Annotated in this window: 15 protein-coding genes; 11 read left to right on the top strand and 4 right to left on the bottom strand. The window is 68.0% G+C overall.

Annotated elements, in window-relative coordinates; genetic code table 11:
* Positions 1-17 precede the first annotated feature (17 nt).
* The 7 genes from E5S69_RS12885 to E5S69_RS12855 all read left to right on the top strand — a co-directional run bounded on the left by E5S69_RS12885 (position 18) and on the right by E5S69_RS12855 (position 7075).
* Positions 18-815, top strand: coding sequence for an SDR family oxidoreductase (locus tag E5S69_RS12885; protein ID WP_171515024.1), 798 nt, complete (start codon positions 18-20; stop codon positions 813-815).
* 137 nt (positions 816-952) lie between these two features.
* A complete protein-coding gene (locus E5S69_RS12880) occupies positions 953-2524 on the top strand; it encodes a DUF1302 domain-containing protein (RefSeq protein WP_171515023.1) in 1572 nt (523 codons plus the stop codon).
* Between the two features lie 55 nt (positions 2525-2579).
* Positions 2580-3362 carry a 2-oxopent-4-enoate hydratase gene (dmpE, locus tag E5S69_RS12875; protein ID WP_171515022.1) on the top strand — a complete coding sequence of 261 codons (783 nt, stop codon included), beginning with the start codon at positions 2580-2582 and terminating at the stop codon, positions 3360-3362.
* A 27-nt stretch (positions 3363-3389) separates the two neighbouring features.
* Entirely contained in the window at positions 3390-4295 is a 906-nt protein-coding gene (locus tag E5S69_RS12870) for an acetaldehyde dehydrogenase (acetylating) (RefSeq protein ID WP_171515021.1), read from the top strand.
* Between the two features lie 11 nt (positions 4296-4306).
* Positions 4307-5332, top strand: coding sequence for a 4-hydroxy-2-oxovalerate aldolase (dmpG, locus tag E5S69_RS12865; RefSeq protein ID WP_171515020.1), 1026 nt, complete (start codon positions 4307-4309; stop codon positions 5330-5332).
* A gap of 76 nt (positions 5333-5408) precedes the next feature.
* Positions 5409-6401 (top strand): 5'/3'-nucleotidase SurE, encoded by a 993-nt coding sequence (gene surE, locus E5S69_RS12860; protein WP_171515019.1) that lies wholly within the window; start codon positions 5409-5411, stop codon positions 6399-6401.
* A gap of 11 nt (positions 6402-6412) precedes the next feature.
* The gene (locus E5S69_RS12855; protein ID WP_171515018.1) at positions 6413-7075 is read left to right on the top strand and encodes a hypothetical protein; all 663 of its coding nucleotides are present in this window, start codon (positions 6413-6415) and stop codon (positions 7073-7075) included.
* A gap of 44 nt (positions 7076-7119) precedes the next feature.
* Here E5S69_RS12855 and E5S69_RS12850 read toward each other — a convergent pair whose 3' ends face one another.
* The 4 genes from E5S69_RS12850 to E5S69_RS12835 all read right to left on the bottom strand — a co-directional run bounded on the left by E5S69_RS12850 (position 7120) and on the right by E5S69_RS12835 (position 11551).
* Positions 7120-7335: a hypothetical protein gene (locus E5S69_RS12850; RefSeq protein WP_171515017.1), complete on the bottom strand. Its 216-nt coding sequence runs from the start codon at positions 7333-7335 to the stop codon at positions 7120-7122.
* Between the two features lie 186 nt (positions 7336-7521).
* Entirely contained in the window at positions 7522-8703 is a 1182-nt protein-coding gene (locus E5S69_RS12845; protein ID WP_171515109.1) for a CaiB/BaiF CoA transferase family protein, read from the bottom strand.
* Positions 8704-8708: 5 nt separating this feature from the next.
* Positions 8709-10673, bottom strand: a complete 1965-nt coding sequence (locus E5S69_RS12840; protein ID WP_171515016.1) for an AMP-binding protein — start codon at positions 10671-10673, stop codon at positions 8709-8711.
* Positions 10674-10741: 68 nt separating this feature from the next.
* Positions 10742-11551 (bottom strand): enoyl-CoA hydratase/isomerase family protein, encoded by an 810-nt coding sequence (locus tag E5S69_RS12835; protein ID WP_171515015.1) that lies wholly within the window; start codon positions 11549-11551, stop codon positions 10742-10744.
* Between the two features lie 413 nt (positions 11552-11964).
* On the opposite strand from E5S69_RS12835, the gene E5S69_RS12830 reads away from it, so the two are divergent.
* Genes E5S69_RS12830 through E5S69_RS12815 form a run of 4 tightly spaced genes read left to right on the top strand, consistent with a single transcriptional unit; the run spans position 11965 to position 16815 of the window.
* Complete coding sequence (locus E5S69_RS12830; protein ID WP_171515014.1) at positions 11965-13293, top strand: MFS transporter; 1329 nt, start codon at positions 11965-11967, stop codon at positions 13291-13293.
* Positions 13294-13325: 32 nt separating this feature from the next.
* The gene (locus E5S69_RS12825) at positions 13326-14246 is read left to right on the top strand and encodes an alpha/beta hydrolase (protein WP_171515013.1); all 921 of its coding nucleotides are present in this window, start codon (positions 13326-13328) and stop codon (positions 14244-14246) included.
* A complete protein-coding gene (locus E5S69_RS12820; protein ID WP_171515012.1) occupies positions 14246-15301 on the top strand; it encodes a zinc-dependent alcohol dehydrogenase family protein in 1056 nt (351 codons plus the stop codon). Before E5S69_RS12825 ends, E5S69_RS12820 begins: the two co-directional genes overlap by 1 nt.
* A 53-nt stretch (positions 15302-15354) precedes the next feature.
* Complete coding sequence (locus tag E5S69_RS12815) at positions 15355-16815, top strand: aldehyde dehydrogenase (RefSeq protein WP_171515011.1); 1461 nt, start codon at positions 15355-15357, stop codon at positions 16813-16815.
* Positions 16816-16862 lie beyond the last annotated feature (47 nt).

Raw genomic sequence — 16862 nt, 5'->3', positions numbered from 1 at the left:
CGAACGGGGAAGAACCCATGACAGGATCCGCAGGATTCCATTACACCGGCCAGACCGTGCTGGTCACCGGCGGCATGCGCGGCATCGGCCGCGCCATCAGCGAGGCCTTCCTGCGCGCCGGCGCGCAGGTCTTCGTGTGCGGACGCACCGCGCCCGCACACGACAGCGAGCTGCCAGCCGCGGACGGCCGCAGCGCCCGCTTCATTGCCGCGGACATCCGCGACCTCGAACAAGTCGACGCGATGCTGGCGCGGATCGCGCAGGCGAGCCCGAGCCTGGACGTGGTGGTCCACAACGCCGGCGGCGCGCCGTTCGCGCTGGTTGCCGAAGCCTCGCCGCGGCTGCTCGAGTCGGTGATCCGGCTCAACCTGGTGGCGCCGCTGCAACTGGCCCAGCGCGTCAACGCGCGCATGCAGCAACAGGCCAGCGGCGGCGTCCAGCTGTTCGTCGGCAGCGTCAGCGCGCTGCGCCCTTCGCCCGGCACCGCTGCCTACGGCGCGGCCAAGGCCGGCATCCTCAACGCGGTGCGCACGCTCGCGGTGGAATGGGCGCCCCGCGTACGCGTGGCCGCGGTCAGCCCGGGCATGGTGCTGACCGATACCTCGCAGCAGCAGCACTACGGCGACCCGGCGGCGCTGCGCAGCATGGCGGCGACGGTGCCGCTGGGCCGGCTGGCGCTGCCGGATGATATTGCCGCCGCCTGCCTGTTCCTGGCGTCGCCGCAGGCCGCGTACGTAAGCGGCGCCAATCTCGTGATCGATGGCGGCGGCGAGCGGCCGGCCTTCCTCGACGCGGCCTCGGTCAACCGCGGCTGAGCCGTGGCCCGTAGGGAAACCGCCTAGTCCGTTCTGCCGATTTGTGCGTGGCTCCCCCTCTCTACGCTTCTCGTCCAGGCGAGCGCCGATCGAAGTGCCAGGCAATGAACCAACACCGATACCACGGGGAGACCACCATGCACCAACCAACACGCGGGCCACTGCCGCGCCGCAACCGGCTGCGGCCCATTGCCGCGGCCGCGGCCCTGACAGCGCTGGCCGCGCTGCTTGCGCAGCCCGCGCGCGCCGGCGATACCATCGACCTGGGCCATGACACCACGCTCGACTACAGCGTCACCGCCTCCTACGGCGCGGCGCTGCGCACCGGCCGCCAGAGCGACGCACTGCTGAGCCCCGCCAATATCAACGGCGACGACGGCGACCGCAACTTCAAGCGCGGCGACCTGATCGCCAATCGCGTCTCGCTGCTGGGCGAAGCCCATCTCAAGCACGATGCCTTCGGCGCACTGCTGCGCGGCAGCGTGTTCCAGGACTGGGCCTACTCCGGCACCAACTCGAACAACGCGCCGTTCACGGTCAACCACAGCGGGCCGTTCAACCAGTTCACCGGCTCCGCGCAGGACTATCACGAGCACCGCGCGCAGCTGCTCGACGCCTATGTCTACGGCGCCACCCCGATCGGCGGCACGCAGCTGAGCTTCAAGCTCGGCAACCAGGTGGTGGCCTGGGGCGAAAGCCTGTTCTTCGCCAACATCGCCGGCGCGCAAGGCCCCGCCGATGCAACCAAGGCCTTCGTGCCCGGCGCCGAGGTCAAGGACATCCTGCTGCCGGTGCCGCAGGCCTCGCTGCAGCTGCAGGTCACGCCGTCATTCAGCGTGATGGGCTATTACCAATTCACCTACAAGCCGAACCAGATATTCGCCCCTGGCAGCTATTTCAGCACCTCCGACGTGGTGGGTCCGGGCGCGGAGTTCATCATCGGACCCGGCTTCAATATCCCGCGCGGCCCGGATATCCGACCCTCTGACTGGGGGCAATGGGGCATTGGCACCCGCTTCCGCGTGTTCGAGGGCACCGAGGTCGGGCTTTACCAGCTGCGCTACCACGACAAGAACCCGAGCGTGGTCACTTCGCTTATTCCCACGCTGCAGTACCAGCAGAAATTCTTCGGCGGCATCAACCTCACTGGCGCCAGCTTTTCCACGCAAGTGCTGGGTGCCAACGTAGCCGGCGAAGTCAGCTACAAGGACGGCATACCGATGCTGGTGGACGTGGCCGGTTCGCCAACTGCCTCGCGCGGCAAGGCGCTGCAGGGCAACCTGTCCGCCATCTACTCGGTGGGCCCGACCTTCCTCGCCAATTCGCAGTCACTGCTGGGTGAAATCTCGTACCTGCACGTGCTGAGCGTAGATCCGGTGATGGGCTTCAGCCAGCTGACGAATACGCGCAATTCGGCGGCATTTCAGCTTGGCTGGTCGCTGACCTACAACAATGTGTTCGATGGCTGGGACCTGACGGTGCCGTTCACCTACGCGCAGCAGTTCAGCGGCAGGTCGGCGGTGGCCGGCGCCTTCGGCACGCTGATGGGCTATGGCGACAAGCGCGCCAGCGTCGGGCTGACCTTCAAGTACCTGAACAACCTGGAGCTCAACCTGACCTATGCCGCGTTCATCGGCGGCGCCAACATCGCCAACCGGCCGCTGGCTGACCGCGACTACGTCGCCTTCAACGCCAAGTACTCCTTCTGACCCTGGTCCCGGTCCGCGCAGCCGACATGGCGGCGCGGACCGTCTCCCCCTTGCCATGAACGCCGACCTGATCACCACGCTCAGCAACGAACTCCACCAGGCGCTGGTCACGCGCACGCCGGTGCCGCCGCTCAGCGGCCGCGGGCTGGCGCTCGATGTCAGCGCTGCCTACCGCATCCAGCAAGGCTTTATCGCCCACCGGCTCGCCGCCGGCGACCGCGTCACCGGCAAGAAGATCGGCGTGACCAGCGCCGCCGTGCAGCAGATGCTGGACGTGCACCAGCCCGACTTCGGCATCCTGCTGGAAAGCATGCACTACGCCGCCGGCCAGCCCATTCCCGCGGCGTCGCTGATCCAGCCGCGCGCGGAGGGCGAGATCGCCTTCTTCCTGCGGCGCGACCTGCGCGGGCCGGGCGTGACGCGGGACGACGTGCTGGACGCCACCGAGGCCGTCGCGGCCTGCTTCGAGATCGTCGATTCGCGCATCCGCGACTGGCGCATCCGCATCGAGGACACGGTGGCCGACAACGCCTCCTGCGGGGTCTATGTGCTCGGCGACGAACGCGTCAGCCCGCTTGCGCTGGACCTGGGCGCGTGCGCGATGACGTTGGAAAAGAACGGCGAATGCGTCGCCACCGGCGTGGGTAGCGCCGCGCTGGGCCACCCCGCCGACGCGGTGGCGTGGCTGGCCAACACGCTCGGCAGCTTCGGCATTCCGCTGCTGGCGGGCGAGACCATCCTGTCGGGCTCGCTCGCGGCACTGATTCCCGTGCAGGCCGGCGACCGCCTGTCCATGCATATCACCGGCATTGGCGGCTGTGCCGCCGTGTTCTCCTGACCCCCTGACCTTGCCACGCGAGACCCCATGAACAAGATCCGATGTGCCCTGATCGGGCCCGGCAATATCGGCACCGACCTGCTCTACAAGCTGCGCCGCAGCGAGATCCTCGAACCGGTCTGGATGGTCGGCGTGGAGCCGTCCTCCGAAGGGCTGGCGCGTGCGCGCGAACTGGGCCTGAAGACCACCAGCGACGGCGTCGACGGCCTGCTGCCGCACCTGGAGGCCGACGATATCCGCATCGCCTTCGATGCCACCTCGGCCTACGTCCATGCCGAGCATTCGGCCAAGCTGACCGCCCGTGGCGTGCGCGTGATCGACCTGACGCCGGCGGCGATCGGGCCGTTCTGCGTGCCGCCGGTCAACCTCGAGGCCCACATCGGCAGCAACGAGATGAACGTCAACATGGTGACCTGCGGCGGGCAGGCCACCATCCCGATGGTATATGCGGTATCGCGGGTGCAGCCGGTGGCGTATGGCGAGATCGTGGCGACGGTGTCGTCGCGCTCGGTGGGGCCCGGCACGCGCCGCAATATCGACGAATTCACGCGCACCACGGCAGGCGCGATCGAGGCCGTGGGCGGCGCGCGCCAGGGCAAGGCCATCATCGTGATCAACCCGGCCGAGCCGCCGCTGATCATGCGCGACACCATCCACTGCCTGACCGAAGACGCGCCCGATGTCGCCGCGATTACCGCGTCGGTGCACGCCATGATCGCCGAGGTGCGCAAGTACGTGCCCGGCTACACGCTGAAGAACGGGCCGGTGTTCGACGGCAAGCGCGTCTCGATCTTCCTCGAGGTGGAAGGCCTGGGCGACTACCTGCCGAAGTATGCCGGCAACCTCGACATCATGACCGCCTCCGCCGCCCGCACCGCCGAATGCATCGCCGCCGCCATGCGCGCCGGCAGCCCCGCAACCGCCACCGCTTGAGGAGCCTGGCCATGGCCCAACGCATCACCCTGCACGACATGACCCTGCGCGACGGCATGCACCCGAAGCGCCACCAGATCTCGCTGGACCAGATGAAAAGCATCGCGCGCGGGCTGGACGCCGCCGGCGTGCCGCTGATCGAAGTCACCCACGGCGATGGCCTAGGCGGCGCCTCGGTCAACTACGGCTTTCCCGCCCACAGCGACGAGGCATACCTGCGCGCCGTGCTGGGCGAACTGAAGCAGGCGCGCGTGTCGGCGCTGCTGCTGCCCGGCATCGGCACCGTCGACCACCTGCGCATGGCGCACGAGATCGGCGTGCATACCATCCGCGTGGCCACGCACTGCACCGAGGCCGATGTCTCGGAGCAGCATATCGGCATGGCGCGCAAGCTTGGCATGGATACCGTCGGCTTCCTGATGATGGCGCACATGGCGCCGGTGCAGACGCTGGTGCAGCAGGCGCTGCTGATGGAAAGCTACGGTGCCAACTGCCTGTACATCACCGATTCCGCCGGCCACATGCTGCCGCATGATGTCACCGAGAAGCTCACCGCGGTCCGGCAAGCGCTGCGCCCCGAGACCGAACTGGGCTTCCACGGCCACCACAACCTGGCCATGGGTGTGGCCAATTCGCTCGCCGCGATCGCCTGCGGCGCCGCCCGCATCGATGCCGCCGCCGCTGGGCTGGGCGCCGGTGCCGGCAACACGCCGATGGAAGTCCTGGTGGCGGTGTGCGAGCGCATGGGCATCGAGACCGGCGTCGACGTGTTCCGCATTGCCGACGTCGCCGAAGACCTGGTGGTACCGATCATGGACCACCCCATCCGCATCGACCGCGACGCACTCACGCTGGGCTACGCCGGCGTGTATTCGTCGTTCCTGCTGTTTGCCAAGCGCGCCGAGGCCAAGTACCGCATTCCCGCGCGCGAGATCCTGGTCGAACTGGGCCGGCAGCGGCTGGTGGGCGGCCAGGAGGACATGATCGAGGATACCGCGATCACGCTGGCGCGCGAGCGCGGCTTGCCGGTGACGTAACGGCGGCGGCCCCGGTTTCGGCCCGGCGCTGCCGGGCCCTGCTTGCATTACCAACAAGAAAAGGAGACAGGTTCCCATGCTCAGACTTCGTGCCCGCCCGCGGCGCGCCGGCCTTGCCATCGCCGCCATCACACTGGCCGCCGCGGCCAGCCCGGCCCATGCCCTCAATATCCTGCTGACCAATGACGACGGCTGCGCCGCGCCCGGCATCGCCGCGGTACGCAAGGCCCTGCAGGACGCCGGCCACCGCGTGATCACGGTCGGCCCGGCCATCAACCAGAGCGGCTCGGGCGCTGCCTATGCCGTGCCCGACGGCCGCACCCGGCTGGTGGTCGACCCGCTCGCCGGCAGCGCCGAGACTTTCTGCGTGCACCGGGTCAAGCCCACCTTCGTCGCGGGCGGCGCGCTCAACGCCACCAACCCCGAATACATCGGCACCGGCTCGCCGGTGGACGCCACCGCCATCGGCCTGAAGATCGTCGCGCCGGAAAGCGGCTTCACGCCGGACCTGGTGGTCTCGGGGGCCAACTTTGGCGAGAACCTGTCCGACTCCATCCCGCATTCGGGCACGGTGATGAACGTGCTGTTCGCCGCGCGCCGCGGCGTGCCGGGCATCGCGCTGAGCGTGGGGGTGGACTTTGCCGAGACCCGCACCGGCTTTCCCAGCACGCTCGCCGCGTTCCCCAAGGCCGGCGCCTTCCTGGCACGCGTGATCGCCAACCTGGAGGCCACCCGCGCCGCCGGCCAGCCGCTGCTGCCGGTGACCAACCCGCTGAGCATCAACTACCCGGTGACCGCCGGCGGCACGCCCGCGGGCGTGCGCCTGACCGTTCCCGGCACGGTGGACTCGTTTACCACGGCCTATAAGCGCAACCCCGACAACACGGTATCGATCGACGTGGGCGCGACGGAGACCGAACCGGCCGCGCTCGCGCGGATTGCCGAGACGCCGGCCTTCCTGGCGAAGTACATCACCATCTCGCCGCTCGATATCGACTTCCGCCCGACGCCGCTGGCGCGCGGCCTGTTCAACCGCTCGCGCCGCGAGCTGGCCAACCTGGCCCCTTGAGCACCGATACCATGGGCAAGCACCTTCGACACTGGCGCCACCTCGTGCTCGCATGCGGGGTCGCAGCCGTCGCGGCATGCGGGAATGACCAAGCGCAGGAAGTAAGCGGCACCGCCGCCGTCGGCGCGGCGCTGGCCGGCGCGACCGTGCAGTTGCGCGACGCGCAAGGCCAGGTGCGCCACGCCACGGCCGATGCCAGCGGCGTGTTTCGCCTGGCCGGCGTACCGGACGGCGCGCTGATGGTCCGCTGTGAAGGCGGGCAAGCGCAGGGCGAACCGAACCGCCAGCGGCTGCACGGCGTAGTGCTGGGCGGGCGCACCGTGAACTGCACGCCGCTGACCGAGCTGGCGCTGTGGAAGGTCACGGGCGGCCCGCCGGGCCAGGCCTTCGACAGTTTCGGCGCGGCAAGCGCCAGGGGGCTGTCAGCCGAAGCCCTGGCCGAAGCGGAAACCGCCGTACTGACCGCCCTGGCCGCCGGTGCCGGGGTCGACATCAACCCCGCTGCCCTACCGCAGCGCTGGCATGACACCCCGCTGCAAGCCGGCACTGCCGGCGACGCTCACGATGCCGCGCTGGACGCGCTGCGCGAAGCCATCGCCGACCAGGCCTCGATGGACCTGATGGGCGAGATGGTGGTGCACGGCCTGTGCGTGGCGGACGGGAATTGCGGGTAAGGTAGGCGCTGCGGGCCTGGAGTTCAGGCCGGCCGCCGCCGTCATCACTCCGGCCGCAGCACGGTCAGCTCCAGGCCCGCGCTTCCCTTGGCTTGCCTCAGCACAGTGAGCTCGCCAGGAACCAGGAACAACGCAGCCAGGCAGATCTTCAGTTCATGCAACAATGCCTCTCCCCGCGCCGAGTCCTTGCCGCCGTCCAGGACCCAATCGCGATAACGGCTCTGGACCGCCATCACGTCATCGGTGAACTTCCGCTTCATGGCATGCTCCCCGCCCCGTTGTGCTTTGCGTGCCACGTAAGGAATGCGATGGCCGCGTTGCACCGATGGTAATCAGGCGCGTCTCGATGCCATATCGGGCAAAGGGATGTTTCAGAAGTGAACGGGAGGATCGAACGGACTGAGGCGAAGCGGCCCGCTTCGCCTTGCTACAGCGACCGCGCCTGCTCAGATCACTCGCAACGCCCTCAGCCGCGCGATCTCCTCGGCCACATAGCCCGCGTCGTGCAGGACTTCCTCCGTATGCTCGCCGGCCGTCGGCGGGCGCCGCGCGATTGCCGGGCCCGTGCGCGACAGCGACACCGGTGTGGATACAAGCGGCACCTGCGCCGCAGCACCCGGATACTCCACGCCGTGGAATGCGCCCGAAGCGCAGACCACTTCGTCCCCCAGCGCCTGGCGCGGCGTGTTCACCGGGCCGCCGGGAATGCGTGCCGCTGCCAGCAAGGCCAGGGCTTCGTCGCGGGTCCGGCCGGCGCACCAGTCTGACATGATGCCGCTCAGGACTTCGCCATGTTCGCCCCGGGCAGCATCGTCGGCGAAGCGCGGATCATCCAGAAGATCAGCGCGGGCCATCATGTTCGTCCAGCGCCTGAACATCGCCTGCCCGATCACTTGCGCAATGATCCAGCCGTCCTTCACGCGGAAGATGTCCGACGGCCCGTAGGTCGGGCTGCGGTTCGCCGTCGCCTGCCGGTTCAGCCCAAGCAGCGCTTCCTCGATCAGACTGCCACTGGACAGCGTGAGCGCCGTATGCAGCAGCGACGCCCCTACCTCCTGCCCCTGACCGCTGGTCTTGCGTTCATACAGCGCCATCATGGTGCCGAGCGCGCAGCACAGCGCGGTCGAGAAGTCCACCACCGGCACCATGGACTTCATCGGATGGTCGGGCAAGCCGGTCAGGTGGACCGCCCCGCTCATTGCCTGCCCCACGCCATCGAAACCAACCCGGTCCCGCACGGCGGGATCGGCACCGAACGCCGAGGAGGCGGTCAGGATGATGTCGGGCTTCACCTTGCGCAGGGTGTCGTAGTCGAGGCCGAGCGCGGCGATGGTCTTCGGCGGCATGTTCGCCACGACCACGTCGGTGGTCAATAGCAGCTTGCGTACCACCGCCCTGCCTTCCTCCCGGTCGAGGTCGAGCGTAAGCGAGCGTTTGTTCCGGTTGACCTGCAGGAAGAACGCGCCTTCGCCTGCGCTGGTCACCGGCGCGACGAAGCGGTCCTCGCTGCCGCCTACGCGGTCGATACGGATAACGTCCGCGCCGAAGTCAGCGAGCAGCGCCGCGCAGAAGGGGCCGGCGATGAACCGGCCGAAATCCAGCACCCTGATACCTTCGAGAACCTTCATCGTCTTCAAGCCTTATGCCTGTGGCTGCCGTCCGATGCCGCGCGGATCTCGTCGAGCGACGCCGGGTTGTCGAGCGACGAGAGATCACCTGGCGGCGTATTGCAATACACGCTGCGGATGACGCGGCGCATGATCTTGGAACTGCGGGTCTTCGGCAGCTGATTTACGACATGCACCGCGCTCGGTCGGAATGGCCGTCCGAGGCGCTTGTCGACATGCCCGGCTACTCTGGTCGCGACCGCATCGGCATCAACATCACAGCCCGCTACGCCGACGACGAACACGACCAGCCGCTGCCCCTTGTCCTTGTCGTCGACCCCTATGGCAGCGGCTTCCGCGACTTCGCGCAGTTCCAGCACGATTTCCTCCACCTCCGCGGGCCCCAGCCGCTTGCCGGCCACCTTGAGCGTATCGTCTGAGCGACCCATCAGGAAAAAGGCGCCGTCCTGCCGGCGCAGCGCCAGGTCGCCATGCACCCAGAGGCCGGGGATGGTGCGCCAGTAGGTGTCGAGGTAGCGCTCAGCGTCGTGCCAGAACGACTGTGTCATGCCGACAAAGGGCTGCCGGATCACAAGCTCTCCCACCGCGCCGGTCAGCGGCGCGCCGCTCGCGTCGGCCACGTCTACGTCCACGCCGGGCGAGGTCGTGTTGAAGCCGCTCGGCGGGATGGGACGCACCACTACGCTCGCAAGCAGTGCGCCCGATACCTCGGTGCCGCCCGTGTAGTTGATCAGCGGCTGCGTGCCGCGCCCGAAGGTCCGCTGGAACCAGCAGAAGTGCTCCGGGTCGATGCCCTCGCCGGCAGTGATCAGCAGGCGAACCGAGGACACGTCGCCCTGCGTCGCCAGGGGCTCGTTGCTGCTGAGACCACGGATCAGCGTCGGCGCCGAGCCGAAATGCGTGACCTGGTGCCGCTCCACCAGTTTCGACATGCGCGACCAGTTTGGATAGTCTGGCGCACCGTCGTAGCAGACAAGCGTCGCGCCGCGCAGTAGCGCGCAACCCAGCACCAGGGTGCCAGCGATCCAGCCCATATCGGCGGGCCAGCAGAACACATCGCCCGGCGCCACGTCGAAGTGGACCACGGCGTCATGGGCAATCTTGAGCGGGAAGCTGCCGTGCGCATGTACGACGCCCTTCGGCTTGCCCGTGGTCCCTGAGGTGTAGATCACCATGAAGGGATCGTCCGGCCCCAGCGTGACAGGGTCGGCCAGTCGCCCGGTACCGGACGCCATCACTTCCTGCCAGTCGAGATCCCGGGTCCCGGCCGCCTGGGTCGTGTCATCCTGTTTCCAGATCACGCGCTTGAGCGCGGGCAGCCGTGCCCACGCTTCGCGCAGCGTCCTTTCCACGTTGATCCGCTTGCCGCGCCGGCTGAATCCGGTGGAGGCAATCGCCGTGGCGGCCGCGGCCGCGGACAGGCGCGCGACGATGGCATCCACGCCGAACCCGCTGAACAGCGGCACCACGATGGCCCCGAGCGATGCCAGCGCCAGTAGCGACACCGTGGCCTCGATACCGTTCTCCATCAGCAGGCCCACCCGCTCGCCGGGCCCGATGCCGAGCGCCTGCAAGGCTCCCGCGAACTGGCGCACGCGCGTTCCGAGTTCCGCGTAGCTGACGGCCTGATCCTTGCCATCTTCCCGTTCCGCGACGACGGCAGCCTGGTCGCGCGTGCGAGGATCGTTCGTCCATGCCAGCACGGTATTGACCCAGTTCAGCCGCCCGCCCGGAAACCACCGCGGGAATTCGCGTGGCGAAGCCGGGTCGAGGTAGCCCCTCGGCGGCGTATCCCACACGATTCCGCAGTGCTGCATGACCACTTGCCAGTAGCGGTCGGGATGACTGCGCGAGAGTTCGAGCAGATCGTCATAACGCGTCAAGTCGAACGCGCGCATCAGGTTGGCGATGCCCGAGGACTGCAACTCGCGCGCGCCCGGCTTCCAGGTGTTGGCTTCGGTATCCATCATGTCTCGCTTCAAGATCTCTCGTGGCGATGGTTCATGATCGCCGCAATGTCCTGCTTCAAACCGTGTCACTAGCCGGGCAGCTTCGCCGAGGGGAATTGCGGCGCACGCTTGTTGCGCACGGCGTCGAGGCCTTCACGCGCATCCGCGCCGAGGAAGCCGAGCATCTCGGCGGCAAGCGAGGCATCAAAGATCGGCCCTGCCATCCGCATCCAGTTGTTGATCGACTGCTTGGTGGCACGAATCGCGGTCTGGCTGCCGCGCGCCAGCGCCTGCCCGACGGCCAGCGCGCGCGTCATCAATTCCTGCGGCGGCACACAGAACGTCACCAGCCCGATGCGCTCCGCTTCCTTGCCGTCGATGAAGTCCGCGGTCATCAGGTAGTACTTCGCCTTCGCCACGCCACAGAGCAGCGGCCAGACGATGGCGGCATGGTCGCCCGCCGCCACGCCAAGGCGGGCATGGCCATCGGTGAACCGCGCGGACTCGGAGATGATGCTGACGTCCGCCAGCAGCGCGACCGCCAGGCCCGCGCCGACCGCGGTGCCGTTGATCGCTGAAATGATCGGCTTCTCGCAGGCCAGCATGTTGTAGACGATCTCGGCGGCCTCCTTCTTCACCACCGCCACCGCCTCCGGGTTGCCGACCATTTCCTCGACCCACGCCAGGTCGCCGCCCGCCGAGAACGCGCGGTCGCCGGCTCCCGTCACCACCACCACCTTGACCGACGGATCGTCGTTGACGACGCCCCACAGCTTCGTCAGCTCCCAGTGAAGCCGGGCGTTGGTCGCGTTCATCACCTCGGGCCGATTCAGGGTGGCGAGCAGGACGCCATCCGGCTGCCGGTCGAACAGGATGAACTGGAAGTCTTCATAACGCATGGTGCAATGTCCTGAAAATGATGGGGCGCCTGACCCCATTTCACATAGGCGATGCAGGGACGGCTAATTCATGGCGGCCCCTCTCCAGCGCCAGCCCCGTCTGCACACACGACCATGTCTGCGCCTTGCCGTGAATCGAGCATCGCCCCCTCATGCCAGCAGGCTTTCGTGTGCCGCGATGAACGAAGCGTAGGGGCTTGCGCTGACCGCGCCAACTGGCCTTTTCCGAAGCGCCGGTTCACGCGCGTCGAAGCCCGCACACCGCCAGTTTCATCTCGGCCGAATCGCCGCTTCGAGAAAGGTCAATTGGTTCGCCGCCGGCACGCCACTACCCTTCGGTAGTCCCAGTCACCCTCCCGACGGACACCGCCCCATGGCGACGGGATTTAGAAGAACGATATCGAGGAGACAACGTGCATCAAGCAACACTGCCGGCTCGCAGCCGCCTATTCGTGGTCATGATGTGCTTTTTGACGCTCGTCGCGGATGGCTACGATCTCATCGTCTACGGGGCCACTCTCCCACGCTTGCTCGAAGAGCGGGGGTGGGGCCTGACGCCGGCGGCGGCCGGCATGATCGGGAGCTGGACACTCGCCGGCCTGATGGTCGGCATGGGCGCGGCCGGCCCGCTCTCCGACCGCATTGGCAGGCGCCACCTCATCATGGCCGGCGTGCTGTGGTTCTCCATCGGCTCCGTCCTCTGCGCGCTCGCCCCCTCGCCGTTCTCACTGGGTGCCGCGCGTTTCTTCACCGGCATCGGGCTGGGCGGCGTGGTGCCGTCCGCCGTGGCGCTGACGGTCGAGTACGCGCCACCCCATCGACGCCAGTTGTACAACGCGCTGACCCTGACGGGCTATTCCGTTGGCGGCGTCATCTGCGCGCTACTGGCGATCACGCTGCTGCAGGAACACGGATGGCGCACGCTGTATGCGCTCGGCGCGCTCTACGCGCTGATCCTGCCGGTGATGTATCTGTGGCTCCCCGAGTCGGTGAGCTTCCTCGTGGAGCGTGGTCGCATGGATGAGGCGCGCATCCTGGCCGCCCGGCATTCGCTTGACCTGGAACGGATCACGCGGGAGCAACGAGCCCAGGCCCTGCACGCGGCCGCCTCCGGCGCGCGCGGCTACCGGCTGCTGGCGACGGACGCACTCCGCACCTCGGCGCTGCTCTTCGCGCTGGTGAGTTTCTGCGTGCAGTTGATCGTCTATGGCCTGAACGCCTGGCTGCCGCAACTGATGCGCAAGGCCGGCTATCCGCTGGGGTCGTCGCTGCAGTTCCTGCTGGTGATGCAGTTCGGTGCCGTGGTGGGCATGATCGGCGGCGCGTGGCTGGCGGACCGGCTGGGCTCCAAGCGCGTGATCATCCCGTTCTTCGTCATCGGCGGCCTGTCGCTGCTCGCGCTGAGCCAGAAGCTGGACTTCGGCTGGCTGATGCTTGCGGTGTTCGGTGCGGGGATCGGCTCCATCGGCACCACGACGCTGATCTACGGCTACATCGCCACGCACTTTCCGGCTTCGTGCCGCGGCTCGGCGCTCGGGGCGTCGCAGGCGTTCGGGCGGTTCGGCTCCATCCTCGGTCCGCTGATCGGCGGATGGATCGTCGGCTCGAACCTTGCGCTGCACTGGAACTTCTACGCGTTCGTCGTACCCGCCGTCGTCGCCATCATGATCGTGCCGCTGATCCCGAAGCCGGCACAGGAGCCCGACGCCCCTCCGGGCGCGGATTACCGTACCGCAGACTGAGTCCGCCATCCTCTTCGCCTTGAGGTGAAACCATGAAAACCGTCAGCATCAAGCATCCGTACTGGAATATCGCCGCCGATCTCCACTTCCCGCCGGACTTCGACGAGAAGAAGAAGTATTCCGCCATCATCAGCGCCCATCCGATCGGTAGCTGCAAGGAGCAGACCTCGGGAAGCGTCTACGGCACCGCGCTCGCCGAGGCGGGCTTCGTCGTCATCGCGTTCGACGCCAGTTTCCAGGGCGCCAGCGGCGGCGAGCCGCGCTTCATCGAGGACCCGACGCTGCGCGTGGAAGACTTCCGCGTGGTCACGGACTACCTCGTGACGCTCGACTACGTGGACGACCGCCGCATCGGCGTACTCGGCATCTGCGGCGGCGGTGGCTACTCCATCAATGCCGCCATGTCAGAGCGCCGCATCCGCGCCGTGGGCACCATCACGGGGGTCAACTACGGCCGCCTGATGCGCGAGGGCTTCAGCGGCTACGATCCGATCGGCGCGCTGGAAGCGATGGCACAGCAGCGCACCGACGAGGCACGTGGTGCCACACTGCGCGTGGACGACCTGCTGCCGCCGTCGCCCGAGGAGGCGAAGCAGCGTGGCCTGACAGAGATCGACGTCTATGAGGCCACCGAGTACTACCGGACGCCGCGCGGGCAGAGGCCACACGGCGCCAACCGCTCGCTCTTCTCCCACCAGGGTGCCGCGGCCGGATGGGATGCCTTCCACCTGGCCGAGGTCCTGCTGACGCAGCCGCTGATGGTGGTGGTCGGCGACAAGGTCGGTGCCTTCGGCGCCTACCGGGACGGCTGCGAGATCGTGGGCCGCGCACGCTCAGCGAAGAAGGAACTCGTCGTGCTGGACGGCTGGTCGCACTACGACCTGTATGACAAGCCCGAGCCCGTGCGCAAGGCGCTCGACAAGCTGATCCCGTTCTACCGGGAACACCTCTGATGCGCGGGATGATCTTCCGCGGCGCCCGCGAGGTCGAGCTCGCGCACTTCGACGATCCCACGCCCGGCCCCGGTGAGGCCGTGATCGAGATGAAGGCTTCGGGCATGTGCGGCACCCATCTGCACTACTACCGGCATGGCATGGCGGCATCGCTGGAGATGCTGGGCCTGAAGGACCGCATTGCGTCCGACCGGATCATCGGCGGGCACGAGCCTTGCGGCACGGTAGCCGCGCTCGGTCCGGGCGTGGACGGCAAAGCGTTCCGCGTGGGCGACCGCGTGATGGTCTTCCACTATGAGGGCTGCCGCCACTGCGACCACTGCCGCACCGGCTGGACGCAGCTCTGCGACCACGGCGCGCGCATCCACGGCGTGCTGGCGCATGGCGGCCATGCCGACTACATGAAGGTGCCGGTGTCGTCGCTGGTGCACCTGCCGCAGGAGATGTCGTTCGCGGGCGGCGCCGCCGTGGCGTGCGGCACCGGCACCGCCTACGGAGCCTTGCTGCGGCTCGACATCAGCGCCCGCGACACACTGGCCGTCTACGGCCTTGGCCCGGTCGGCCTGTCGGTGGTCCAGCTTGCCGCCGCGATGGGCGTCGAGGTGTTCGGCGTCGACATCAACGCGGCGCGCGTGGCCCGCGCGAAAGACTTCGGCGTGGCGCACGCGATCGACGCCACGCAGGTCGACCCTGTCTCCGAGATCCTGAAGCTGACAGGGGGCAAGGGCGCATCGTGCGCGGTGGAGTGTGCCGGCGGCGAGTTGCCGCGTGCTCAGGCTGTGCGCAGCACCAGGATGTGGGGCCGCGTCGCGCTGGTCGCCGTCGGCGGCAACCTGGTGCTCGATGCGATGAAGGACCTGATCGGCAAGCAGCGGCTGTTGCTCGGCTCGTTCACGTTCTCCGCAGTCGAGATGAAGGCTTGCGCCAGCTTTATCGCCACACGCGGCATCGAGGTGGACCGGTTGTTCACCGACAGCTGGCGGCTCGACCAGGCCGCGCAGGCTTACGCCCACTTCGACAGGCAGGCGGGCGGCAAGGGCGTGTTCCTGTTCTGATCCCTGCCGAGCCCTTTCACGATTGCCGCTGTCCGGCAACGTAGATCCAACCCATGACGAACCGAACTATCGAACTCAAGCACCCGCGCCGCCTGTACATCGACGGCGAATGGGTCGAACCCTCCTCCGGCGGCGTCTTCGACGTGCTGGACTGCTCAACGGAGCAGGTCGTGGCGACGGTCGCCCGCGCCGAGTCGGCCGACATGCGGCGCGCCGTCGCCGCCGCGCGCAAGGCATTCGACGACGGCCCGTGGCCGCGCATGACGCCGCTGGAGCGTGTCGGTTTCCTCGAGAAAATTGCCGCGCGGCTCGAAGCCCTGAACGACGAGTTCGCCCGCATCTGGTCGCTCGAAACCGGCATCGTCTACAAGGTCGCGCAGCCGCGGATCGGGCTGTTCATCAGCGGCGCATTCCGGCAGTACGCGGCGATGGCAGCGACGTTCCCTTTCGCGCAGCCGTGCCAGTCCGCCACCGGCAACGATGCGTACCGCGTCTACGAGCCGGTGGGTGTGGTCGCCGAGATCATTCCCTGGAATGGCCCCGCAGGCCTGCTCGCCTACAAGACCGCACCGGCGCTGCTGGCTGGCTGCACGCTGGTCATCAAGTCGCCGCCCGAGGCGCCGTGCTCGGGCTACCTGTTCGCGCAGGTCTGCGAGGAAGTCGGGTTGCCCCCGGGCGTCGTCAACGTCATCACGGCCGAGCGCGACGTGTCCGAGGCGCTGGTGCGCAGCCCGGACGTCGACAAGATCACATTCACCGGCTCGACCGCGGCCGGCCGCCGCATCGCGTCCATCGCCGGCGACCGCGTGGCGCGCGTGACGCTGGAACTCGGCGGCAAATCGCCTGCCGTCATCCTGGACGACTACGACGTCGGAACTGCCGCCGCCACGCTCGGCAACTCCTATTTCGGCTACAACACCGGGCAGATCTGCCACAGCCTGACCCGCATCATCGTGCCGCGCGCGAAGCACGACGCGATGGTGGAGGCACTGTCGGCCATCGCGCGGCAGATCGTGCTCGGTGACCCGCTCGCGGCAGAGACCACCTCTGGCCCGCTCGCCAATGCCCGTCAGCGCGACACCGTCGAGCGCTTCGTCGCCATGGGCGTGGCGGAAGGCGCAATGCTCGCGGCTGGTGGCAAGCGGCCGCAGCATCTGGCGCGCGGCTTCTTCTTCGAGCCGACGGTGTTCGGCAATGTCGACAACCGCTCGGCCATTGCCCAGCAGGAGATCTTCGGCCCCGTGCTGAGCGTCATCCCGGCCGACGACGAAGCCAGCGCCATCGGCATGGCGAACGACACGCCGTTCGGCCTGAACGCCGCCGTCTTCACCAACGACCGTGAGCGCGCGCTCGCGGTAGCGCGGCAGATCCGCGCAGGCACCGTAGGCCACAATGGACCGCGCACCGATTTCTCCATCGGCTTCGGCGGCTTCAAGCAGTCCGGCATCGGCCGCGAGGGTGGCGTCGAAGGACTGACCGCCTTCATGGAGTCAAAGACCATCGTGATGGCCTGACGATGGCGGTCGTCCGGAGCGGGTGAATGTTCGCCGCCCGCTTCGGG

The sequence above is a fragment of the Cupriavidus necator genome (assembly GCF_013141915.1).
Lineage (GTDB): Bacteria > Pseudomonadota > Gammaproteobacteria > Burkholderiales > Burkholderiaceae > Cupriavidus > Cupriavidus necator_B.
The sequence above is the reverse complement of the archived record's forward strand: the minus strand, read 5'-3'. Positions and strand labels throughout refer to the sequence as shown.